Source organism: Actinomyces weissii (assembly GCF_016598775.1).
Taxonomy (GTDB): Bacteria; Actinomycetota; Actinomycetes; order Actinomycetales; family Actinomycetaceae; genus Actinomyces; species Actinomyces weissii.
Genome location: NZ_CP066802.1, coordinates 1,661,542 through 1,683,756, shown reverse-complemented (window position 1 = coordinate 1,683,756; position 22,215 = coordinate 1,661,542). Strand labels below are relative to the sequence as shown.

The 22,215-nt window shown below is 70.7% G+C and carries 20 protein-coding genes; 15 read left to right on the top strand and 5 right to left on the bottom strand.

Going from position 1 to position 22,215, the window contains the following annotated elements; all coding sequences use genetic code 11:
• Nucleotides 1–5 precede the first annotated feature (5 nt).
• Nucleotides 6–848 carry an ABC transporter gene (locus tag JG540_RS10605; protein WP_267977933.1) on the bottom strand — a complete coding sequence of 281 codons (843 nt, stop codon included), beginning with the start codon at nt 846–848 and terminating at the stop codon, nt 6–8.
• A 149-nt stretch (nt 849–997) separates the two neighbouring features.
• Complete coding sequence (locus tag JG540_RS06925) at nt 998–2,047, bottom strand: ABC transporter ATP-binding protein (protein ID WP_200274896.1); 1,050 nt, start codon at nt 2,045–2,047, stop codon at nt 998–1,000.
• A 424-nt stretch (nt 2,048–2,471) separates the two neighbouring features.
• Between JG540_RS06925 and rpsP the strand changes: the two genes are divergently transcribed.
• Complete coding sequence (gene rpsP / locus JG540_RS06920; RefSeq protein ID WP_200274895.1) at nt 2,472–2,939, top strand: 30S ribosomal protein S16; 468 nt, start codon at nt 2,472–2,474, stop codon at nt 2,937–2,939.
• A gap of 1 nt (nt 2,940) precedes the next feature.
• Entirely contained in the window at nt 2,941–3,177 is a 237-nt protein-coding gene (locus JG540_RS06915; RefSeq protein ID WP_194949043.1) for an RNA-binding protein, read from the top strand.
• A gap of 97 nt (nt 3,178–3,274) precedes the next feature.
• Here JG540_RS06915 and JG540_RS06910 read toward each other — a convergent pair whose 3' ends face one another.
• Nucleotides 3,275–4,585, bottom strand: coding sequence for a hypothetical protein (locus tag JG540_RS06910; RefSeq protein ID WP_200274894.1), 1,311 nt, complete (start codon nt 4,583–4,585; stop codon nt 3,275–3,277).
• 411 nt (nt 4,586–4,996) lie between these two features.
• Here JG540_RS06910 and rimM point away from each other — a divergent pair, with 411 nt between their 5' ends.
• The 10 genes from rimM to JG540_RS06860 all read left to right on the top strand — a co-directional run bounded on the left by rimM (nt 4,997) and on the right by JG540_RS06860 (nt 14,783).
• Nucleotides 4,997–5,575 (top strand): ribosome maturation factor RimM, encoded by a 579-nt coding sequence (gene rimM, locus JG540_RS06905; protein ID WP_200274893.1) that lies wholly within the window; start codon nt 4,997–4,999, stop codon nt 5,573–5,575.
• A gap of 8 nt (nt 5,576–5,583) precedes the next feature.
• Nucleotides 5,584–7,200 carry a tRNA (guanosine(37)-N1)-methyltransferase TrmD gene (gene trmD, locus JG540_RS10375; protein ID WP_234042990.1) on the top strand — a complete coding sequence of 539 codons (1,617 nt, stop codon included), beginning with the start codon at nt 5,584–5,586 and terminating at the stop codon, nt 7,198–7,200.
• 202 nt (nt 7,201–7,402) lie between these two features.
• A complete protein-coding gene (gene rplS / locus JG540_RS06895) occupies nt 7,403–7,750 on the top strand; it encodes a 50S ribosomal protein L19 (protein ID WP_200274892.1) in 348 nt (115 codons plus the stop codon).
• Nucleotides 7,751–7,914: 164 nt separating this feature from the next.
• Entirely contained in the window at nt 7,915–8,733 is an 819-nt protein-coding gene (lepB, locus tag JG540_RS06890; protein ID WP_234042725.1) for a signal peptidase I, read from the top strand.
• A 21-nt stretch (nt 8,734–8,754) separates the two neighbouring features.
• Nucleotides 8,755–9,453 carry a ribonuclease HII gene (locus JG540_RS06885; RefSeq protein ID WP_200274891.1) on the top strand — a complete coding sequence of 233 codons (699 nt, stop codon included), beginning with the start codon at nt 8,755–8,757 and terminating at the stop codon, nt 9,451–9,453.
• A 69-nt stretch (nt 9,454–9,522) separates the two neighbouring features.
• Nucleotides 9,523–9,825, top strand: a complete 303-nt coding sequence (locus JG540_RS06880; protein WP_200274890.1) for a DUF2469 domain-containing protein — start codon at nt 9,523–9,525, stop codon at nt 9,823–9,825.
• Nucleotides 9,826–10,336: 511 nt separating this feature from the next.
• A complete protein-coding gene (locus JG540_RS06875; protein WP_200274889.1) occupies nt 10,337–10,804 on the top strand; it encodes a YraN family protein in 468 nt (155 codons plus the stop codon).
• Nucleotides 10,804–12,387 (top strand): YifB family Mg chelatase-like AAA ATPase, encoded by a 1,584-nt coding sequence (locus JG540_RS06870; protein ID WP_200274888.1) that lies wholly within the window; start codon nt 10,804–10,806, stop codon nt 12,385–12,387. The genes JG540_RS06875 and JG540_RS06870 overlap by 1 nt, the downstream gene beginning before the upstream one ends.
• Entirely contained in the window at nt 12,377–13,669 is a 1,293-nt protein-coding gene (gene dprA / locus JG540_RS06865) for a DNA-processing protein DprA (protein ID WP_200274887.1), read from the top strand. Before JG540_RS06870 ends, dprA begins: the two co-directional genes overlap by 11 nt.
• Nucleotides 13,670–13,820: 151 nt before the next feature.
• Entirely contained in the window at nt 13,821–14,783 is a 963-nt protein-coding gene (locus JG540_RS06860) for a tyrosine recombinase XerC (protein WP_234042989.1), read from the top strand.
• A 1,119-nt stretch (nt 14,784–15,902) separates the two neighbouring features.
• Here the strand turns inward: JG540_RS06860 and JG540_RS06855 are convergent.
• Nucleotides 15,903–16,535, bottom strand: a complete 633-nt coding sequence (locus JG540_RS06855; protein WP_200274886.1) for a M23 family metallopeptidase — start codon at nt 16,533–16,535, stop codon at nt 15,903–15,905.
• Between the two features lie 781 nt (nt 16,536–17,316).
• Between JG540_RS06855 and rpsB the strand changes: the two genes are divergently transcribed.
• On the top strand, nt 17,317–18,123 hold the full coding sequence (gene rpsB, locus JG540_RS06850) for a 30S ribosomal protein S2 (protein ID WP_200274885.1): 807 nt from the start codon (nt 17,317–17,319) through the stop codon (nt 18,121–18,123).
• 44 nt (nt 18,124–18,167) lie between these two features.
• The gene (gene tsf, locus JG540_RS06845; RefSeq protein ID WP_200274884.1) at nt 18,168–19,007 is read left to right on the top strand and encodes a translation elongation factor Ts; all 840 of its coding nucleotides are present in this window, start codon (nt 18,168–18,170) and stop codon (nt 19,005–19,007) included.
• Nucleotides 19,008–19,468: 461 nt separating this feature from the next.
• Here tsf and JG540_RS06840 read toward each other — a convergent pair whose 3' ends face one another.
• On the bottom strand, nt 19,469–20,812 hold the full coding sequence (locus tag JG540_RS06840; protein ID WP_200274883.1) for an MATE family efflux transporter: 1,344 nt from the start codon (nt 20,810–20,812) through the stop codon (nt 19,469–19,471).
• Nucleotides 20,813–21,465: 653 nt separating this feature from the next.
• Between JG540_RS06840 and pyrH the strand changes: the two genes are divergently transcribed.
• Nucleotides 21,466–22,215 carry a UMP kinase gene (pyrH, locus tag JG540_RS06835; protein WP_200274882.1) on the top strand — a complete coding sequence of 250 codons (750 nt, stop codon included), beginning with the start codon at nt 21,466–21,468 and terminating at the stop codon, nt 22,213–22,215.

The following is a 22,215-nucleotide window of genomic DNA, read 5'->3' as shown; positions in this document are numbered from 1 at the left end:
TAGTCTCAGCGCCGCGCCGTCGCGCGCCTGCGGGCAGCCAGGCAGACGAGGGCAAAGACGAGGGTCCACACGCTGATGTTAGCCACCGGCACCCACAGGGACTCGTGGATGACACCGGTCATGGTGGCCACGAGGTCGCCCTGCAGGGCGCGCGTGGCCAGGCTCCCGGCCCCGTACATGGGGGTGTAGCGGGCGAAGGTGAGCAGCCCGCCGTCCAGGGGCATGAACAGGTTGCCCAGGAAGGCGTAGATGCTGATGGAGGCGCCCGCGATACCGACGGCGGCCTGGGCCGGCACCCACATGCCTACGGCCAGCCCGTAGCAGGCGAAGGGCACCGCCACAAGCAGGCTCAGCAGGTAGCTGGCGGCCCACACCAGGGGCGTGTCCATCTTGGCGCCGGTGAGCGCACCGGCCACGAAGATCACCGTGACCGGGCAGACAGAGACGAGCAGGGCGGTCAGCAGCTTGGTGACTGTGTAGCTGCGCAGCCCCCCGGCGGTCAGGGCGATCTGGCGGCCCCAGCCGGTGGCCTGCTCCACGGCGGCCCCGGCGGCGGTGCAGGTGGCGGCGATCCCCACCGAGAAGGTGGACATGTTGATCATGGTGGCGGCGGCGACGTTGCCGCGCCCGGCGTCATAGTCTGAGTAGTCCTGGAGGGCGCCCCAGAACAGGTACATGCCCAGCGGCATGACGACGGTGAAGAACAGCATGTCCGGGCGGAGCAGCGTGTTCAGCGTGTCCGTGCGCGTGTACACCCAGGGCCGGGGGCGGCGTCTGGGGGAGACGACGGCGTGGGCGCGGTCTCTGGTGGCGCTAGCGGGGGCGGCGGGGGTGGCGGAGGTACTCATCTGGGGCTCCTGGAGCAGTGTGGTGTTGAGGTTCTGGGACGTCGGGGTTTCTGGGGGTGGTGCCGTGAGGCGTGGTGCGCTCAGACTCGGTGTGCTGAGGCCCTGGCGCGCGGGGGCGGGGCTGTTCAGGCGGCTCCGGGGATGCTCGCCTACGCTGGGCTGGTCGCCTCGGGGGAGACCAGCTCGGAGAACACCTCCTCCAGGCTCAGGGCGCTCACGCCCAGGTGGCTGGCGGGGGTCTGGGTGAGCAGGAGCCGGGCGACGTCGTCGGAGGCGGAGGTGCGCACCTCCAGGTGGTCTCCGAGCACCTTGACGCCGAGCAGGCTGGCGGCGGCCGGGGCCAGGGCGCGGCGCAGCTCGGCCTCCCCGCTCAGGCCCGCCCAGGTGGCGGTGACGGTGGTGCCCTCACCCAGGGCGCGCACCTCGTCCACCGAGCCGCAGGCCACCAGCCGTCCCTGGTGGATGATGAGGATGCGGTCGGCGTAGTCGGCGGCCTCCTGCAGGTAGTGGGTGGCGAAGAGGATGGAGCGGCCCTGGGCGGTCTGGTGGCGCATGGTCTGCCAGAAGGCGGCGCGGGCGGTCGGGTCCATCCCGGCGGTGGGCTCGTCGAGCACCAGCAGCTCTGGCTGGGGCAGCAGTGCCAGGGCCAGGCGCAGGCGCTGCAGCTCGCCGCCGGAGCACTTGCCGACCTTGCGCTTGAGGAGCCCGACCAGGTTGGCCTGCTCGATCACGGCCTGCACGTCCGGGGTGCGGCGCTGCAGGGAGGCGACGACGTCGAGGACCTGGCGCACGGTGTAGTCCGGCAGCAGGGAGCCGGTCTGCAGGACGGCGCCCACCCGGCCCTGGGCGACGGCCTCGGCGGGGGTGGTGCCGAGCACCTGCACGCTGCCGGAGCTGGGACGGCTGAAGTTGAGGATGACGTCGATGGTGGTGGACTTCCCGGCGCCGTTGGGGCCCAGGAAGGCCAGCACCTCACCGGCTTCCAGCCGCAGGTCCAGGTGGTCCACGGCCACCAGCTGCCCGAAGGTCTTGGTCAGCTGGCTGACGGCGATGGCCGGGGTGGTGGCAGGGGCGGGGACTGTGGCGGCCCAGGGGCTGGCCAGGGGGCGGGAGCGGCTGGGGGCGGCGTCCTGGCGAGCCCGGGAGCCGGTGGAGGGGGAGGTGGCGGCAGGGGGTACCGCAGGGGTGTAGGTGCTCATGGGCCTAGGTTCTGCCGGGTGGAGGCGGCCTGGTACTGCTGCCCGTCACCGTTTCCAGGTGACAAGTGTCAGGACCACTAGCGGGCGGGGGGCGGCTCGCGGGCCTCGCCCCCCGCCCTCCCGGGAGCTCTAGGTCCGCGCAGTCCCGGAACGGCGTCTCTGAGGCCCCGGCCGTACCCTCCCGGGAGCTCCATCCAGACCGCGGGCGGGGCGGCTGTGGGCGATCTCGCAGCGATCGGGGGCGGGCCGGGGGCCTGGCTGCTGGCGGGCGGGCGCGGGGGTCTGGCAGAATCACCTGCTGCACTCGTCTGCGTGCGGTCCCTCTCCCGGGCGTGGACGCGTCTCGGCGCGAGCCGGACAACGTTGCTTGACCCCACCGGGGTCTGGTAAGCGCCAAACCATTGAGAACCAGGAGTTCAACCAAGTGGCAGTCAAGATTCGCCTCAAGCGCATGGGCAAGAAGTTCCAGCCGTTCTACCGCGTCGTCGTGCTCGACAGCCGTAAGCGCCGGGACGGCCGCGTCATCGAGGAGATCGGTATCTACGACCCGATGCAGGAGCCCTCGCTCATCCGCATCGACCCGGAGCGCGCTCAGTACTGGCTCGGCGTCGGCGCCCAGCCTTCTGACACCGTCTTCAACCTGCTCAAGATCACGGGCATCTACCAGGCCTTCAAGGGCCTGAAGGTGCCTGAGGGCAAGCTGAAGGTCAAGGAGGGCGACGCCGCCTCCGCCGCCCAGGCCGCCATCAAGGCTGCCGCCGCGGACGCGGAGAAGCGCAAGGCCGCCGCCTCTGAGGCCAAGGCCAAGGCTGAGAAGGAGGCCGCTGAGGCGGCTGCCGCCGAGGCCAAGGCTGCGGAGGAGGCCGCTGAGGCCCCCGCCGAGGAGGCCTGAGATGCTCGCTGACGCGCTCGAGCACCTCGTGCGGGGCATCGTCGACAACCCCGACGACGTCACCGTCACCTCCCGGTCGCTGCGCCGCGGCGACCTGCTTGAGGTGCGGGTGAACCCCGAGGACCTCGGACGTGTCATCGGTCGTTCTGGGCGCACCGCGCGGTGCCTGCGCACCGTCGTCAACGCCCTGGCAGACAGCCCGGTACGGGTCGACGTGGTTGACACCGACCGGCGCTGAGCAAAGCCGCGACGCCTACGCCGTCCGCCCCCGCAAACGGGGCGGACGGCGTCTTTCTTGCGCCAGCGGGCCTAGCCTCCAGGTGCTGGGTGGCGGCTCAGAACCAGCTGGTGGCGGGGAAGAAGGTCCCTGGCTCGCAGGCCAGCCCCCAGCTGCTGACCGCCACGGCACTCATCCAGCCGGCAGTGTCGTCCACCTGCTGCAGGATCTGGCCGGATGACAGCGATAGCAGCTCGAGGGGACTGGTGCTGCTGGAGGCCGACAGGGTGTAGGCCACGTCCCCGAACAGGGCCGTGTGCCGGGGCACGGGGCCGGACTCGCTGGTACGCCGTAGGACGGGGGCGGCCTGCCCGGGGCGCAGCACCTCCAGCAGGTCCTGGCTGTGCAGCACCAGGTCGTGGGTGTCGGAGCTGACCCGGGGCCAGGCCTCGGCCAGTAGGTGGGCCTGCTTGGGGTCGGTGTGCAGGCTGAGGGTCTGGTCGGTCTCCAGGTTCGTGGCCAGCATCTGGGTGCCGTCACCGTAGTAGCACCAGCCTTCGTGCACCAGGGACAGACCGGTGACCTGCTCCTGGGAGGCGCCTGTGGGCAGCATGACGGTGAGGGTCTGGTCGTGCTTCAGGGAGTGGGCGACCACCGCCTGCCCGAAGGACTGCATCTCGTAGGAGCTGGGGTCGCTGAGCAGGTCGTGTACGTCCAGCTCCACCGCCAGGCTCTGCGCGTGCAGGCGCATGCCGATGAAGTCCGCGGAGCCGTGGGAGGAGCCCGCCACCACCACCTTGCGGCGATCCGGGCTGAATGACAGCGCCAGGTCCGTCCCCAAGGTGCCCCGCCTGGAGAGCAGCTGCACGGAGAAGGCTGCGCTCAGCCGCCTCACCGCCTCCAGCTGGCCGTCCTGCAGCCGCACTCGCAGCAGGTGCACCGGGCAGACAGCCTCCGGCGTGACCTCCTGCTCGTCTGGTCCTGCCGGGGTGCGCGTGGTCTCGGTGCCCACCACCAGGTAGGCGTGCGTGCTGTCCAGCAGGGCGGCGCACGTGTGCAGGTGCACCACGGCCTCGCCGCTGGGCTGGTAGGCCTCAATGGCCTCGGTGTACTCGCCCGGGTCCAGGGAGGCAGGGGCGGTGCGCAGGCCGCCGGCGCCGTCGGGCAGGACCACGGTGGTGCTGCCGGTGCTCAGGTCGGTGACGGCGGGGCACAGTCCGTGCGCGGTCAGCCCCACGGCCTGGGGGCTCCAGGTGGTGCCCACCAGGAACTGCTCGTGCACGGCCAGGATGGAGACCCCCTGCCACGAGGGGGTGGTGCTGAAGCCGCTAGGGGTGGCGCTGGGGGAGGGGGGACGGGGCAGGTCTGCCCTGTCTGCAGGCGTTGGGGGGTGGCCTGGCTGGGGGGTGCTGGCGGCGGTGTAGGGCATGGTGCAAGCCGTCAGCGTCGCCGCAGCAGCGGCTGTGGCGGACGCTATGAACAAACGCCGGTCCATTACCTCTCCAGGGTTGGGACACCTGCGGGAACCGGTGCCTTGGGGCCGGTTCCAGTGTGCCAACTGCTCCTGGCAACGGCAACGCAAGCCGGTGTCGGTCTGGGATCGGCTTGCGCAAGACGAGGTCTCGGCCACTACGTGCAGGCGGCTCAGCCGCAGGTCGGCCACCTACAGGTGGTGGACGGCTCCTGCCCGCCGCCCGCGTACGGCGACGTGCTTCTCCCCGGCTAGCAGCCGCAGGGCCTCGCGCCCGCGGCCCGCGCACGGGCTTGCCGCTGCCTCGGGGACCGGGTGCCGCTGGTGCCGTGTGTGCCACCGCCACGGCTGTCCAGGTAGTTTGGAGGGGTGTTGCTGAACGTCGCCGTCATCGGTCCTGCCCACGCGCTCAAGGGCGAGGTGCGCCTGGAGCTGCGCACTGACGACCCGCAGGGGCGGCTGGCTCCGGGCACGGTCCTGCCCGTGCAGGCGCCGCGCGGCCAGGACGCCCCCCAGGAGCTGACCGTCACCCGCCTGCGTCACGACGGCGCCCGCTGGTTCGCTACCTTCGCCGAGGCCCCCGACCGCACCAGTGCGGAGGCCTTGCGCGGCCTGCGACTGCTGGTGGAGACGGACACGGAGGAGCCCGCTGAGGAGGACGCCTGGTACGCCCACGAGCTCACCGGGCTCAAGGCCCACCTGCTGGAACCAGGTGATGGGGCCGACGGCGGGGTCGCGGCAGGCAGGCTGCTGGGGGAGGTCACCGGCGTGGAGCCGGGGGTGGCGCAGGACCGGCTGCTGGTGCGCACCCCCGACGGCCAGCAGGTGGAGGTGCCTTTCGTGGCCCAGCTGGTGCCTGTGGTAGACCCGGAGGCCGGGATCGTGCTGCTGGACCCGCCGGGCGGCCTGTTCCCGGGGCTGGGCGGGGCCGAGGAGGTACGCCCGTGACCGGTGCCCTGCGCCTGGACGTGGTGACCATCTTCCCTGACTACCTGCGCGTGCTCGACCTGTCCCTGATCGGCAAGGCCGCCGCCACCGGGCTGATAGACCTGCGGGTGCACGACCTGCGGGACTGGACGCAGGACCGTCACCGCACCGTGGACGGCACCCCGGTGGGCGGCGGGGCGGGCATGGTCATGCGTGCCGACGTGTGGGGGCAGGCCCTGGACGCCGTGCTGGCCCCCGACGCCGCCACGGCTGTTGCGGACGCCAGCGGGGGAGGTGCTGCCGTGGCTGCCGACGCCGTCGGCCGCCGCGTGCTGGTGGTGCCCACCCCTGCCGGGGAGGTCTTCACCCAGCGCACCGCCGAGGACCTCGCCCGCGCCGACCAGATCGTCTTCGCCTGCGGGCGCTACGAGGGCATTGACGCCCGCGTGGCCGAGCACTACCGCCGCAGCGGCCTAGAGGTGCGTGAGCTGTCGATCGGCGACTACGTGCTCAACGGCGGGGAGGTGGCCACCCTGGTGATGGTCGAGGCCATCGCCCGCCTGCGCCCCGGCGTGCTGGGCAACCCCGAGTCGGTGGAGGAGGAGTCCCACTCCGTCGCCGGGCTGCTGGAGTACCCCGTCTACACCCGCCCGATCGCTTGGCGCGGCCTGGACCTGGCCGCCACCGAGGCCCCCCTGCTCTCCGGGGACCACGCCCGTGTGGCCCGCCACCGGCGCGACCAGTCCCTGACCCGCACCGCCGCGCGCCGCCCGGACCTGGTGGCCGCCCTGGACCCGGCCCGGCTGGACCGGGAGGACCGGGCGGTGCTGGCCCGCTGCGGCTGGGCCGTGCCCCCCGGCAGCCCCCACCCGGTCCCGCTGCGGCTGCGCCCGGCCACCGCCGCGGACTTGCCCGAGCTGACCCGGCTGGCGGCACGCACCTTCCCCGACGCCTGCCCGCCCGGGCTGGAGCCCGCCAGGATCAGCGCCCACACGGCCCAGGCCCTGAGCCCAGAGCGCTTCGCCGCCTGGCTGACGGACCCCCGCGCCCATCTGACGGTGGCCACACTCCCGCAGGGACTGGCCGCCTCCGGCCCCCAGCAGGTTGGCCCTGGTACCGGCCCGGGGAGGGCCGCAGGTGGGCAGGCCACCGGTGGGGGAGACAGCGCCCCGGCCGGTGGGGAACCGTCCGCGCCGGAGGCTGCCGCACCAGAAGCGGCCTGCGCCGTCGAGCTTGCCGAGTCCGCCGCACCCCTGGCGGCAGGGGCTCTGGTCGGCTACAGCCTGGTCCTGCTGGGGCAGCCAGGGGCGCCTGGGGGTGGGCCAGAGGGGCTGGACCCGCTCCCCGACTGCCTGCGCCCGCAGGGTGCGGAGCCGGTGGCGGAGCTGTCCAAGCTGTACCTGGACCCCCGGCTGCGCGGCTCGGGCCTGGGCCCGGCGCTCCTGGAGCAGGCGGTGGAGGCCGCCTGCACCGCCGGGGCGCGTCGTCTCTGGCTGGGCACCCACACCGGCAACCGCCGCGCCCAGAAGGCCTACAAGCGGGCCGGTTTCAGACGGGCCGGTACCCGCGTCTACGACGTCGGTGGGCAGCGGTGCCACGACGTCGTCATGGTCCTGGAGCTGTCTGCCGCCACCGCCGTGAGGTGAGGCACTTCGCCCAGCCTCCACTGCCGGTTCCCCCTGGCGCTGTGGCACACTGGGCGGGCCCGCGGGCCTGGGCCTGTGTCTGCCACTGGGGACCGAGCCGCAGCAGGACCAGCGGGCGCAAGCACCGGTGCCGGCCCCGTGTGGCGCGGGCACCACTGAGCAAGTGCTCCTGACCAGTGGCAGAGGCACGTGGAGAGATCCAATGAACCTGATCGACGAGATCAACGCCGCGTCGCTGCGCGACGACATCCCCTCCTTCCGCCCCGGCGACACCCTCAAGGTGCACGTCAAGGTCGTGGAGGGTAACCGCTCCCGTGTCCAGGTCTTCCAGGGGGTCGTCATCGCCCGTCAGGGTGGTGGGATCTCGGAGACCTTCACGATCCGCAAGATCTCCTTCGGGTGCGGCGTCGAGCGTACCTTCCCGCTGCACACGCCCTCGATCGAGAAGATCGAGGTGGTCACCCGTGGTGACGTGCGCCGCGCGAAGCTGTACTACCTGCGCAAGCTGCGCGGCAAGGCTGCGAAGATCAAGGAGCTGCGCGAGGACTGATCCTCGCTGCTCTCCCGGTGGTGCCCGGACCCGCTTCCTGGGACCGGGCACCACCGCAGCCAGAACCTTTAAGCCACTGTCAGGCCGCTGCGCCCGCAGTGGGCGGCCCCTAGTTCCCTGTCCAGGAGGATGTCAGCGTGAGTCAGCCAGCGGAAGGGGCACCAGTGTCGAGGGACCCGTACCAGGCTGACGACCCACAGACCTCCCTCCAGGACCTGGCGGAGGAGGAGCTACCGCCCTCTATCCCGCCCCGGGAGCCGCAGGAGGACGAGGAGCCGGAGGAGCACAAGGCCCACGGGTCCACCCTGCTGGTGGTCGTGGTCATGCTGGTGCTCATGGCCCTGTTCAAGAGCTTCGTGGTGCAGACCTACGAGATCCCCTCCTCCTCCATGGAGAACACCCTGGCGGTGGGCGACCGGGTGGCGGTGACCATGTACAACGCCAGCGACATCGAGCGCGGGGACATCGTGGTCTTCGTGGACCCTGGCGGCTGGCTGGCGGGCTACGAGGAACCGACCGGCGCCCGCAAGGTCCTGCGTGACGTGCTCGAGTTCACCCGGCTCCTGCCTCCCCACTCCGGCCACCACCTCATCAAACGGGTGATCGGTATGCCCGGCGACCGCGTGGTCTCCGACGGCAAGGGCTCCCTGAGCGTCAACGGGGTGGAGCTCTCCGAGGGCTACGTGAAGGCCGGGGTGTCGCCCTCGGACATCGCCTTCGACGTCACGGTCCCTGCGGGCTACGTGTGGCTCATGGGCGACAACCGTTCCAACTCCATGGACTCCCGGATGCACCAGGACGACCCTAACCAGGGCTTCGTGCCGCTGGACAACGTGGTCGGGGTGGCCCGCTACCTGTTCCTGCCGGTCAAGCACTGGGCGGTGCTGGACCAGGAGGGGAGCGTGTTCCGGCGCGTGCCTGAGCCCACCAGCCTGCCGAGCCAGCTGGCGCCCGCCCAGAGCAGCCCCCAGCCCACCAGCTGACCTGACCGGGGAGAGCCCACCATGAGCCCAGCGGTCAGGCCTGACCGGCAGTTGGAGAAGGCGCTGCTGGCGAGCCACCAGCTGGTCGCGGGTATGGACGAGGTCGGCCGCGGCTCCCTGGCTGGCCCGGTCACGGTCGGTCTGGCGGTGGTTGGCCGCCACACCCCGGACCTGTTCCCGGTAGGCCTGGCGGACTCCAAGCAGCTTACGGCCCGACGGCGTCAGGCGCTGGTGCCCGCCTGCCGTGAGTGGCTGACCGACTACGCCGTTGCCCACGCCAGCCCTGCGGAGATAGACGCGCTGGGCATCGTGGGGGCGCTGCGGCTGGCCGGGATACGGGCGCTCAGCCAGGTCGCGGCTCGCGGCAACCGGCCCACGGTGGTGGTCCTGGACGGCACCGCCAACTGGTTGGCCGCCCCGCCCCCGGACCTGCTGACCCTGGCTGACGACGACGCCCTGCCTGGCCACCCTTTTCCGGACGGCTCCTGGCCGCTGGTGCGCATGGAGGTCAAGGGGGACGCCCGCTGCGCCGTGGTGGCGGCGGCCTCGGTGCTGGCCAAGGTGGAGCGGGACCGGCTCATGGAGACCCTGGAGGACCCGGGCTACGGCTGGGCCAGCAACAAGGGGTATGCCTCACAGGCTCACCGGGAGGCCCTGGCCCGCCTGGGGGCCTCCGCGCAGCACCGCCGTTCCTGGCGGCTGCCCGGCCTGAGCGGCTGAGGGCGTACCTGCCGGTGGGTGGGCGCGTCGGAGGTGACTGGCTAGGACCGTGGCAGGCATTATGAGGCGGTGGGAGCAGAAGACCTGGAGAAGTACGAGAACGACCTGGAGCTGGAGCTCTACCGCGAGTACCGGGACGTGGTCTCCCTGTTCTCCTACGTGGTGGAGACCGAGCGGCGCTTCTACCTGGCCAACTCCGTGGACGTGCAGGTGCGCACCAACGGTGGTGAGGTCTTCTTCGAGCTGGCGCTGGAGGACGCCTGGGTGTGGGACATCTACCGGGCCTCTCGGTTCGTGAAGTCCGTGCACGTGGTGACCTTCAAGGACGTCAACGTGGAGGAGCTGACCAAGCCGGAGATCGAGATCCCCTGACGTTTTCTAGGGGCGCGGGGCTCCGGGCCGGTGACGGCGGGGCACGCGCTGGGCTGGTGACGGCGGTGCCGTGCCGCCTGTGACGTGTGGCGGGGACTGGCTTGTGGCGGGGGAGCCCTTGGCGTGCGCTGGCCGGGGCCACACTTGGACCCTGACGGCGGGGCACGCGCTGGGCTGGTGACGGCGGTGCCGTGCCGCTTGTGACGTGTGGCGAGGACTGGCCTGTGGCGGGGGAGCCCTTGGCGTGCGCTGGCCACGGAGCGCAGGTGTCCTACGGGGCCTCGGCGTGCGCCACCCGCGTCCCGCAGCTGCTCTACGGGAACCCCCTGGCATCTGCCACCCGCGTCCCGCAGCTGCTCTACGGGAACCCCCTGGCATCTGCCACCCGCGCTCCACAGGTGGTGTAGCGCAGCGCCTGTCCACCGCAGACGCCTCTGGCCGGTGACGGCAGGAAACCTGTCCGGATCCTGTTGGGGTGAAGCCAGAGCCCACTGCCCCTGCACCAGCCCCAGTGAACACAACGTCATGCCCAGTAACAGCTGGTAGCCGCCCCGCCAGCCCTCCCGCCGGAGCACCCTCAGCGGCAGCCAGCCGACGCGCCGAGCTGGGGCGCCAGGGGGAGGAGCTGGCCGCCGCCCACCTGCGCGCACAGGGCTGGCGGCTGCTGGACCGCAACTGGCGGCCCGGACCTGGTCATGACGGGCAGCCTCCGCTGCGCGGCGAGCTGGACCTGGTAGCGGTAGACCCCGACGGCGCCCTGGTGGCTGTGGAGGTCAAGACCCGCCGTTCAGAGCGCTACGGTCCCCCGGCGGCCGCCGTCGGCCACGGCAAGCTGCGGCGCCTGCGGCTGCTGGCCACCGCCTGGGCCCACGGACACGACACCGGCAGCCACAGCGGGCTGCGGCTGGACGTGGTCTCCGTGCTGCTGCCGCCCGACGGCCCCGCCGTGCTGCGCCACCACCGGGGAGTGGGGCTCTGATGGCGCTGGGACGCACCCGGGCGGTAGCCCTGACCGGCCTTGAGGGCCACCTGGTGGACGTGGAGGCGCACGCCGTGTCCGGCCTGCCGGGCTTCACCCTGGTGGGGCTGCCGGACGCCGCCCTGCGGGAGTCCAAGGAACGGGTAAGGGCCGCCCTGAGCAGCTGCGGCGTCGCCTGGGGAGAGCACCGGGTGACGATCAACCTGTTCCCGGCGGACCTGCGCAAGACCGGCACCGGCTTCGACCTGTCCCTGGCGCTGGCGGTGCTGGGGGCCTTGGGCGTCATCCCGCCTGGCGGGGCCTCCCGCCTGGCCCAGGTGATGCTGGTGGGTGAGCTGGGCCTGGACGGCAGCGTCCACCCGGTGCGCGGGGTGCTGCCTGCCGTGGCGGCCGCCGTCGCGGCGGGCCTGGAGCAGGTGGTGGTCGCCGCAGGTTGCGAGGCAGAGGCGCGGCTGGTCCGTGGGGCGCAGGTGCGGGGCGTCAGGCACGTGGGCGAGCTGGTGCTGGAGTACGGCGGCAGGCTCAAGGAGCCGGTGCGCCGGGCCCTGGAGCAGCTGCTGGAGACGGGTGCACCGGCCGTGCGTGCCCGGGCGGTGGCCCCTGAGACCCCGCAGGTGCCTGACCTGCGCGAGGTGGTGGGGCAGGCGCAGGCCCGCCGGGCCCTGGAGGTCGCAGCCGCAGGCGGGCACCACCTGCTGCTGGTCGGCCCACCCGGTGCGGGCAAGACCATGCTCGCGGAGCGGCTGCCAGGCATCCTGCCGCCCCTGGAGCACGAGGACGCCGTCACCGTCACCTCCATCCACTCCCTGGCGGGCAGCTTCAACCCCGACCAGGGCCTGCTGACGGCCCCGCCCCTGCGGGCGCCCCATCACACTGCCACCCGGGCGGCGGTGGTGGGTGGCGGCTCGGGCACGCCCCGCCCCGGGGACGTCTCCCTGGCGCACCGGGGCGTGCTGTTCCTGGACGAGGCCCCAGAGTTCAGCTCCGGGGTGCTGGACTGCCTGCGCCAGCCGCTGGAGTCCGGGACCGTGACCATAGACCGGGTGGCCGGGCGGGCCACCTACCCGGCCGCCTTCCAGCTGGTCATGGCCGCCAACCCCTGCCCCTGCGGCAAGGCGAGCGGGCGGGGCCTGGAGTGCACCTGCACCTCCTTACAAAGACGCCGCTACTTCTCTCGCCTGTCCGGGCCCCTGCTGGACCGCCTGGATATCCAGGTGGAGGTCGGGCCGGTGCAGGCCGCCGACCTGGTGGGCCTGGAGCCCAGTGAGCCCAGTGCGGTGGTGGCGGAGAGGGTCCGGGCGGCCCGGGAGCGGACCGCCCGCCGTCTGGCTGGTACGCCGTGGCGGCTCAACGCCCAGGTGCCCGGCTCCTGGCTGCGCGGACCGGACTCAGGCACTGACCCGCGCCTGGTGTCCCGCCTGATGGAGGCCCTGGAGCGGGGCGTGCTCTCCCTGCGCGGGGTGGACCGGGTGCTGCGCCTGGCCTGGACCCTGGCCGACCTGGCCGGGCAGAGGACCCCAGGCGCCACCGAGCTGGGGGCGGCTCTGTCCCTGCGCACCAGGGGAGGTGGCTATGGGGGTTGAGCGGCGGGTCGTCTTCGACACCACCCATCCGGTGCTGGCCCGGGCCGCCTGGAGCCGGCTGGCCGAGCCCACGGACGCGGCCGCCACCGCCTTGCTGGCCGCCCTGGGGCCGGTGGCGGGCCTGGAGTGGCTGCTGGAGCAGGCGCTTGACGCCGACGGGCGCGTGCGCGCCACGCCTGCCCCGCCCCTGCCCGGCCCAGCCACGTCGCGGTCACGCGCAGCCTGGGCGCAGGCGGCTGGTCGCTGGGCTCCTCGGCTGCGGGGCCTGGACCCCGCCCGCGACCTGGGGCTGCTGGAACGACTGGGAGGCAGCCTGGTGGTGCCTGGAGACCCCTGGTGGCCCCCGGGGCTGGACGAGCTGGAGGCGCCTCCGGTCTGCCTGTGGGTGCGGGGGGACCCGGCCCTGCTGGTCTCCAGGGCGGACAGTGGCACCAGCCCGGCGGCGCCGGTGGTGCGCAGCCGGGAGACGCTGGTGCCCCCAGGGCCGGGCAGCGGGCACGCCGTCGCATTGGTGGGGGCCCGCGCGGCCACAGCCTATGGGGAGCAGGTGGCGGCGCAGCTGGCGTCCGACCTGGCGGCGCGCGGCTGCGTGGTGGTCTCCGGCGGGGCCTTCGGGGTGGACGCCGCCGCCCACCGGGGCGCGCTGGGCACGGGGCGGACCGTGTCGGTTTCCGCCGGGGGAGTGGACCGGCTCTACCCGGCGGGCAACGCGCGGGTGCTGGAGCGGATCGCCGCCGAGGGCGCCCTGGTGGCTGAGGTGCCTCCCGGCTGCGCCCCCGCCCGGCACCGTTTCCTGACCCGTAACCGGCTGATAGCCGCGCTCACCGGGGCCTGCGTAGTGGTGGAGGCCGCCTGGCGCTCTGGGGCCCTGTCCACCGCCCACCACGCCCAGGAGCTGGGGCGACCCCTGGGGGCTGTGCCCGGGCCGGTGACCTCCATGAGCTCGGTGGGCTGCCACCGGCTGCTGCGGGCCGGGGCTACCTGCGTGACGGACGCGGAGGAGGTGCTGGAGCTGGTGACGCCGGTCGGCGCCCTAGACCCGGACCAGGCCAAGGAGGCGGCTGCGAAGGGCCAGCAGCCGGGCCTGCTCGACGGCCTGTCCCCGCAGTGCGCCGCCGTCATGGACGCCCTGCCTGCGCGAGGTGCTGCCGATCTGGCGCGCCTGGCCCGGGTGGCCGGGGAGGACGAGGCAGCGGTGAGCGCTGCCCTAGGCATCCTGGAGCTCGAGGGGCGCGTGCAGCGGGAAGGTAACCGGTGGCGCCGCAGCCGGGTGCTCGCGTAGAGGCAGGGGCTGCGTGGCCGACGGCGACCTTGCCTGCCGTCGCCCCTGAGTGGCCTAGCCTGGAGTGGTGACCTCCCCGCCCGCCGTCGGTGCCCCGCAGCCGCTGGCTGCCGACACCCGCCAGGCCCTCTCGCAGGCCTACGCCCGGCACCTGCGGGCAGTGCGGGGGCACTCCGAGCACACCGTGCGCGCCTACCTGGGGGACCTGGCCGAGCTGCTGGACTTCCTGGGGGTCGGGGCCGAGCCGACCGAGCCCGTGCGGGCCGCCCTGCGGAGCCTGGACCTGGCCGACCTGCGTGCCTGGTTGGCCCAGCAGGCTGGCAGCGGGGCCGCCCGCGCCTCCGTCGCCCGCCGCAGCGCCGCCACCCGCACCTTCTCCACCTGGGCCCACCGCCAAGGGCTGCTGGACACGGACGTGGCGGCGCGCCTGCACAGCCCCCGCCCGGACAACCGCCTGCCCGCAGTGCTCTCAGCCGCCCAGGCGCGCACGCTCCTGGCCGGTGCCGAGCAGGCGGTTCAGGAGGCACAGCAGACCATGTCGGGAAACGGGGCGGGCGCCTCTCCAAGGGGGGCAGCTGCTGGAGCAGGCGCCCACCGGATCGCCCTGGCGGTGCGCGACCTGGCCCTGCTGGAGCTGCTCTACGCCACCGCGGTGCGCGTCTCAGAGCTCACGGGACTGGACACTGCCGACCTGGACCGCCGTGGGCGCACCATCCGGGTGCTGGGCAAGGGTGGCAAGGAGCGCGTGGTGCCCTACGGCCTGCCAGCCTCCCGAGCGCTGGAGCACTACCTGCGGCACCGTCCGACGCTGCTGGGGGCCAGTCACTCGGAAGATGCGCGCCGCGCCTTGTTCCTGGGGGCCCGGGGTGGACGCCTGGACCCACGTGCAGTGCGCTCCGTGGTGCACCAGGCCGCCGCGCGGGCCGGGGTGCCGGACCTGGGGCCGCACGGACTGCGGCACAGCGCCGCCACCCACGTGCTCGGTGGGGGAGCGGACCTGCGCACGGTGCAGGAGATGCTGGGGCACTCCTCCCTGGCCACCACGCAGCGCTACACCCACGTGACGCCGGAACGGCTGCGCAGCGTCTACGAGCAGGCCTTTCCCCGCGCCTAGACGGCTGCCCCGAACTCCAGCTCCATCTGCTCGAACTCGCGGGTCCTTCCCCCGCGCCTAGACGGCTGCCCCGCTGCGCCCGCGCGGCCGGGGCGTGGTGGGTTCGCTGTCGCGGCTCTTGAAGGCCGAAGGCTGTGCCCGCGCGGGCCGGGGCAGGTACGTCCTGTGGCACAGCTCCGCCGTCGCTCGCGGGGCCTTGCTGCCCTTCCTAGGCTGTGACCGTCTCTGTGCAGTTCTCGCCATCACCATGGGACACCGGGACCACCACGCTGCAACAGGTCCAGGCTTTGTATCCTGGCCTGTGTGCGTGGCATGGTTGGCCTGTCCTTACCACCCCCCCCGAAGACCCGCAGACCCCACTTTTCCTTGTGTCGGGGCGCTTCCGCGGCCAGCACCAGGCGAGGTTCGCAAGGTGCTTGCGGAGCCACATCTAGAGGGTGCGGTAAGGAAGCGCCCTAGGTGCGGGAGATGCGGAAGCCAGGGCGGTGGGACTTGATTAATCTCCTTTGCAGGTCAACATCCCTGATCACCTCTCGGTCCTGCCCACAATGATGTGGGCGGGACCGATTTGTCTTTCTGGATGGGGTGCGCCGTCTCCTCACCAGACCTCCGCCGCCCGCGACGTCTCTCCGCTACCCCCGCGTCGTCTCAGCGCAGGGGCTTCAAGCGGATCACCGCGGGGCGCAGCAGGCGCAGCGGGTTTATGTGTCTGTGCCTGCCAGTGCGCGCCCCCTCAGGGCAGCGCGTCCGCCCGCCGCCGGGGAGACCTACGGGCAGCCCATCGGCGTGCCCCAGTGCAGCGCGTCCGCGCCGTCGGCGCGGTTTGCCTGGGCCGAAGCTGGCCTGGGTGGGCGTGTTTTGTCACTGGTGGAGGATTAGGGGGATTTCTGAGCGCTGAGGCTGGGGGGATTTCGGCTTGATTCTGCGGTAGTTGCAGGGGCGGTGGTCGGTGTGGGGGCTTCTATCCCTCCGCCAGTGACAACTCCGCCCTGCACCAGCCCCTGGGACCAGCCGAACCCGTGCCCCTGGGACCAGCCGTGCCCCTGCCCCTGGGACCAGTCCCTGGTCTCAGAACACTACGAGCAGTCCGCTTTGCCGCAACTGCTCCGCCGCGCCGACTCAGCGCAGGGGCTTCAAGCGGATCACCGCCGGGCGCAGCAGGCGCAGCGGGTTTATGTAGCTGCGCCTGCCAGTGCGCGCCCCCCAGTGCAGCGCGTCCACGCCGTCGGCGCGGTGCCCGGACAGCAGCGTGCCCAGCACCTGCCCACGGCTTACGGCCTGGCCCGCCTGTACCTGCGGCTCGACTGGCTCATAGGTGGTGCGGATGCCGTCGGTGTGGTCCACCGACACTACCGGCCTCCCCGCCACCACCCCGGCAAAGGCGACGACGCCGTCGCCCGCGCAGCGCACCGGCGAGCCCGCCGCCAGCCGCAGGTCCACGCCACGGTGGCCCGCCCCCCAGGCCACCGCCGGAGGTCGGAAGCCTTCTATCACCGGTGCCGTGCCCGGCGTGGGCCAGTCGTAGCGGCCGCGGGCGGGAGCTGCCTGGGGTGCGACGGCGGTGTAAGCCCGTCCCGGCGCGGCAGGCGGCCCCCAGGTGGTCACGGCGGCGTAGGACGTTCCCGGGGCGGCGAGTGCCAGGACTGCGGCCACGACCGGCAAGCAGCGGCGGACGAACGGGCCGGGTGGGCCCGGCAGGCTGTGGCCCAGGCGCTCCAGCCGGGAGGTTATCCGTAGGCGTGCACGGCTCATGGGTACAGGATCGCTGCGGGGATGAGGAGCGGGGCCGCGCCCGCAGCCTGGAGGTGAGGTGGGCCCTCCGCAGCGGGGTTGTGGAGCGCAGGGGCAGGTGTCCGCCCAGGGGGTGGGGTGGACGGCGCAGGACCTCGGCCTGGGGTGGGTGTACGGGAGTGGGGCTGGAGCGGTGGGTGCGGGTCTAGGGGTGTCGTGGAGTACCGGCTGGCCCCGGCGTCGCGGCGGTGCGTAGGGGAGCGCGGCCTCCGACAGCAGGACCGGCGTCGTGGGCCGCGTAGTGGTTCCCGCGAGAACGCCGCACCGCCGCTCCGCCCCGGTGCCAGGGGCCCGGTAACGGCGTAGCGCCAACACGGTCCGACGGCCCTGCCCACACCGCTGCCCAGGCTGCCGCCACCCCGCCTTCAGCCCCACGACCCGCCCGCCGTCGTGACCGGTTCCACCCGGTATTCCGCAGATCTGCGGGGAAAACCTGGGTGCTCCCTGTGGTAGCCTCGCGCCTGCAGATGTCTCAGTGCGGCCCCGTGGCCGGGCTGGGCGCTGACTTCGCGTGCCCGCTCCCGTCCTTTCGGGCGTCACGGTCGTGGTCCTGCCACTGGCCTCGTGCCAGCAGCGGGTGGCTGTGCGTCGCGGGTACCAGGCCCTCTCTGCCGTCCCGGTGACGGTACGGGGAAGAACCACCTTAACCAACGGGGTGCCTGGCGGGTCCGCCCACCAGGAGCACCACCCCACGACTCAACTGTGTGCCGAGCAACCTCTCGGCCCACGCGGAAGGACCATCATGGCCGTCGTAACCATGCGCCAGCTCCTGGAGAGCGGTGTCCACTTCGGGCACCAGACCCGCCGCTGGAACCCCAAGATGAAGCGCTTCATCCTCACCGAGCGCAACGGGATCTACGTCATCGACCTGCAGCAGTCCGTGGCGGGCATCAACACCGCCTACGACTTCATCAAGGAGACTGTGGCCCGCGGCGGCAACATCCTCTTCGTCGGCACCAAGAAGCAGGCCCAGGCCGCCGTGGCCGAGCAGGCCCAGCGCGTCGGCATGCCCTTCGTCAACCAGCGCTGGCTGGGCGGCATGCTCACCAACTTCTCCACCGTGCGCGCCCGCCTGGACCGCATGAAGGAGCTCGAGCAGCTCGACTTCGACGACGTGGCCGGCTCTGGCCACACCAAGAAGGAGCTGCTCATGATGCGCCGCGAGAAGGACAAGCTGGTCAAGACCCTCGGCGGTATCCGTGACATGGTCAAGCTCCCCTCGGCCGTGTGGGTGGTGGACACCAAGAAGGAGCACCTGGCGATCTCCGAGGCCCACAAGCTGGGCATCCCGGTCATCGCGATCCTCGACACCAACTGCGACCCTGACGAGGTCACCTACGGCATCCCCGGCAACGACGACGCCATCCGCGCCGTCGAGCTGCTGACCCGTGTCATCGCCGACGCCGCCGCTGACGGCCTGCTCTCCCGCTCCGCCGGGCGCACCCGCACCGGCGAGGAGGCGCAGGTCCCCGCCGACGCCGAGCCGCTGCCCGAGTGGGAGGCCGAGCTCCTGGCGGGCACCGAGGCCCCCGCCGCCGAGCAGGCCTGAGCCCCCGAACCACTGACACAACCTGCACGTAACAGGAGACACATATGGCGAACTACACCACCGCTGACATCAAGGCGCTGCGCGAGCAGACCGGTGCTGGCATGCTCGACGTCAAGAAGGCCTTGGATGAGGCCAACGGCGACACCGAGAAGGCCATCGAGATCATCCGCGTCAAGGGGCTCAAGGGCATCGCCAAGCGCGAGGGCCGCTCCGCCTCCGCCGGCCTGATCGCGGCCAAGGTCGTCGACACCGCTGAGGGCCAGGTCGGCGTCCTGGTCGAGGTCAACGCCGAGACCGACTTCGTGGCCAAGAACGAGAAGTTCATCGACTTCGCGAACAAGGTCCTGGACGCCGCGGTCGAGTCCGGCGTGGACTCCGCCGAGGCCCTGGCCGAGGTCAAGGTCGGCTCCGAGACGGTCCAGGAGCTGACTGACGGCATGCAGGCCGTCATCGGCGAGAAGATCGTCGTGCGCCGCGTCGGCCGCCTGGCCGCCCCCAAGGTGGACCTGTACCTGCACCGCACCAACCCTGACCTGCCCGCTCAGGTCGCGGTGCTGCTGGGCACGGACGCCAAGGCCGCGGAGGTCGCTCACGACGTCGCTATGCACGTGGCCGCCTACTCCCCGCTCTACCTCACCCGTGAGGACGCCCCCGCCGACGTCGTCGCCAAGGAGCGGGCGATCGCCGAGGAGACCACGCGCGCCGAGGGCAAGCCGGAGGCTGCCATCGCCAAGATCGTGGAGGGCCGCCTGGGCGGTTACTTCAAGGAGAACTGCCTGGTGGAGCAGGCCTTCGCCCGTGACCCCAAGACCACGGTCGGCAAGGTCGTGGAGGCCACCGGCGGTGAGATCACCGGCTACCTGCGCTTCCGCGTGGGTGCCTGATCCCAGCGGTCTCTGATAGGGGCGGGTGAGCACGTCAGTGCTCACCCGCCCCTTGCTCTTACCGGCCGGATGCAAAAGCGTTGATGCGCACTACTAGCCCACCGGCTGGGGTTGAGCTGGCGGCTTTCAGGCTGCGTAGTGCCATGGGGTCAAGTTGAGCAGCGTGTTGCAGGGCATTGCGTCATCAATGGTTCGTATACCGGCGCGGAACATCCGGGCAAAACCCGTTGCCTGTCGAAGCGAGCAGGGTCTCGCACACCTCGGCGGCACCGCCGGAGCAAGGTACCTAGCGCTTGGTGGTAGCCGCGCCAAAAACATTGAGGTCGGCGCCGGAGGTAGGTCCTGCCGTCTGGATATAGCTAAGAATAATTGACTGTATCGCATGCACCTCAACCGCGTCTCACGCCGATCGCCAAACATGTCACGCCCGTGCGTGTCACGATAAGGTGAGCCGTCATGCGTCATGACACGCTTTTCCTGTGTGCCAGGATGTAGCGGCTTACTTGCCTCCTGCTGATCCACCACCGCATTATCCAATAGGTTACAAGGGCTGCGAATGGAGCATGAGTTTCGGGGGCGATGAGTGCCAGTGCAAATGCGATTGGGATTTGCCCTCCCCATACGCCGATTGCATTCCCAAAAAACTCTTTTCCAGTGAAACCGAAGACTCGCAGAGCTGTGATTTCACTATATGATGCTGCAGCGATTGGGCACACTACGGCAATGATGAGCGCGGCTTCGAAAAAAGACTCGGTCACCTCAGGGTCGGTGTATGTCAATCGACTGCTTATGGTCGCCAGGGTGGCGATTATGCCACCAACGATACATCCTATTGTCATAAAGATAAGTCTCATGCGGCCGATTAGGGGAAAGAATGTGTCAGGCGCAGTGGAATAGGTCTTCCCTAGGGTGAACAGAAATGCTGACGAGAAACTGGAGATCACGATAAAAATAACAATATGTAACTGTGCCCCAATTCTCATTCCGGCGAGACCGGCTGTACCTGCGCTTGTGAGGATGACGGTAAAAACCAGGTTTCCTCCGTAGTCCACGATGGCGGAGCCCATCGGAGGCAACGACATCTTGAACCACCCCCGATAATTCTCCTGCGCCCCACTAATGTCCTCTAGTCGGCTGCGCTCCTGGTATATGATGAGCATCAGGTAGGGAATTGGGAGCGCAACACTGAGTGAACTGGCTAACCCAGCCCCCAATGCGCCTAGTTCCGGCACCGGGCCGATCCCGTTGATGAGCAGTAGATCAAGGATGAGGTTGGTGGGGCCTGAAAGAAGCATTATGATCATGGGAGTGCGAGTCCTGCCCCATAGCACCAGTGTGGTCGTCAGGAGCGCGCAGATGAATTCAGCGATAAGGCTTGGCGCTCGTGCGGCTAGGTATGGTCCGGTGTCACTTAGGAATGACGAGTGCTCTTGTTTGGTGACGAGAAACGAAACTACCCATAGCAACCCCGTCAGTGCTGCAGAGAACGGGAATAGCACACGAAACACTGATCTGAGTCCTACCAGCTCCCGAGAACTCTCGTTCCCGATACCCAGACGCGGCGCCAAGATGCGATATCCCATCAAGCCGCCGAGTAGGATATTGATGGGAAGTTCATATATAGCCGCACCGAGCGCCACGCCAGCGAGTGCCTGTGTGGAGTATCCCGCAATGATGATAGAGTCGGTCAGGCCGATAGCTATGCCGCCCAGCGAAGCGATCATGGAAGGCAATGCATACCGGAGAAGAGTAGTGACACGAAAACCAGTTCCAGGCTCCTTCGACTCGTACGTGCTCTTGCTCATTTAGGGCCTCCAAATGATATGGCATAAACAGGTATCTTTGAGAGATCATTAGGGTCGCCGAGAAGTGTGCACATGTGCGTATCATTGAATGCTGGTGTGATATGTGGAACTATTCTCAGATGAGCAAGCGCCCATAGGAGCTCGTTGACCATGTCTATCACATCCTCTTGGCTGTTGCGTCTAGTGTGCCTGTGGTGAGAGGGGGGCAAGAATGTGATGACGAGTTGGAGATTGTCGCCAATGCTTGCACGATCTTTTATCGGTTTCGTAGATCTTGACTCCTGTGCTGCCTCCACCTCGGTGCTTCGTGGAGCCCGTCTGGTCCACTGGTGGCGATTCGGTCGCGCTGAGATGAGCGTCACTATTCCGGTTGTGTGCAAGGGCTTGTTACGTGTCGCCCTGTGACGGCCCGGCCGTTGTGGAGGCCAGGGCTCCTCTGTGGGCCCTGGTGGGCGATCGTGTCGGGGACGGTTATCAGATGGTGGAGCGGGGTCCCAGGCTCGCAGAGCCCAGACCGGGCGTCCGGCGGAGCAGGTACGTACAGGGACCGTCCCGGGGCTTCAAGGCCGCGGAGCGGGTAGGCTCGCCCCAGGAGCCCGCCAGGCCGCCCCGCGCCCTGGCGGACCTTGGTGTGACAGACAGGAGAACCCCATATGACTGAGCAGCCGCTGGCCACAGGCACCTCTGAGCAGGACCGTCCCCGCCGGGTGCTGCTCAAGCTCTCCGGGGAGGTCTTCGGCGGCGGCTCCGTGGGGCTGGACCCGGACGTGGTCTCGGACGCCGCCCAGCAGATCGCCGCGGCCGTGCGCCAGGGCGTGCAGGTGGCCGTAGTCGTGGGCGGGGGGAACTTCTTCCGGGGCGCCGAGCTCTCCCAGCGGGGCATGGCCCGCGCCCGCGCCGACTACATGGGCATGCTGGGCACCGTCATGAACGCCCTGGCCCTGCAGGACTTCATTGAGAAGGCCGGGGTGCCTGCCCGCGTGCAGTCCGCCATCGCCATGACCCAGGTGGCTGAGCCCTACATCCCGCTCAAGGCCATCCGCCACATGGAGAAGGGCCGGGTGGTCGTCTTCGGGGCGGGCGCCGGGCTGCCCTACTTCTCTACGGACACGGTCTCCGCCCAGCGCGCCCTGGAGACCCACTGTGACGAGCTGCTGGTGGGTAAGAACGGCGTGGACGGCGTCTACACCGCGGACCCGCGCCGTGACCCCAGCGCCCGGCTGCTGACCAGCCTCACCTACGAGCGCGCCCTGGCGGAGGGCCTGAAGGTGGTCGACGCCGCGGCCTTCTCCCTGTGCCGCGACAACGGCCTGACCATGCGCGTCTTCGGCATGGGCCAGGGCGGCAACATCACCCGCGCCCTGTTGGGTGAGAAGATCGGCACACTGGTCACCGCCGAGTGA

Excerpts from the sequence above, each read along its gene's own strand:
- pyrH (WP_200274882.1), top strand. The coding sequence starts at position 21,466 with ATGACTGAGCAGCCGCTGGCCACAGGCACCTCTGAGCAGGACCGTCCC.
- JG540_RS06885 (WP_200274891.1), top strand. The coding sequence starts at position 8,755 with ATGAGCCCAGCGGTCAGGCCTGACCGGCAGTTGGAGAAGGCGCTGCTG.
- JG540_RS06870 (WP_200274888.1), top strand. The coding sequence starts at position 10,804 with ATGGCGCTGGGACGCACCCGGGCGGTAGCCCTGACCGGCCTTGAGGGC.
- JG540_RS06910 (WP_200274894.1), bottom strand. The coding sequence starts at position 4,585 with ATGCCCTACACCGCCGCCAGCACCCCCCAGCCAGGCCACCCCCCAACG.
- JG540_RS06840 (WP_200274883.1), bottom strand. The coding sequence starts at position 20,812 with ATGAGCAAGAGCACGTACGAGTCGAAGGAGCCTGGAACTGGTTTTCGT.
- rplS (WP_200274892.1), top strand. The coding sequence starts at position 7,403 with ATGAACCTGATCGACGAGATCAACGCCGCGTCGCTGCGCGACGACATC.
- JG540_RS06915 (WP_194949043.1), top strand. The coding sequence starts at position 2,941 with ATGCTCGCTGACGCGCTCGAGCACCTCGTGCGGGGCATCGTCGACAAC.
- JG540_RS06925 (WP_200274896.1), bottom strand. The coding sequence starts at position 2,047 with ATGAGCACCTACACCCCTGCGGTACCCCCTGCCGCCACCTCCCCCTCC.
- JG540_RS06855 (WP_200274886.1), bottom strand. The coding sequence starts at position 16,535 with ATGAGCCGTGCACGCCTACGGATAACCTCCCGGCTGGAGCGCCTGGGC.
- tsf (WP_200274884.1), top strand. The coding sequence starts at position 18,168 with ATGGCGAACTACACCACCGCTGACATCAAGGCGCTGCGCGAGCAGACC.
- rpsB (WP_200274885.1), top strand. The coding sequence starts at position 17,317 with ATGGCCGTCGTAACCATGCGCCAGCTCCTGGAGAGCGGTGTCCACTTC.
- dprA (WP_200274887.1), top strand. The coding sequence starts at position 12,377 with ATGGGGGTTGAGCGGCGGGTCGTCTTCGACACCACCCATCCGGTGCTG.
- JG540_RS10605 (WP_267977933.1), bottom strand. The coding sequence starts at position 848 with ATGAGTACCTCCGCCACCCCCGCCGCCCCCGCTAGCGCCACCAGAGAC.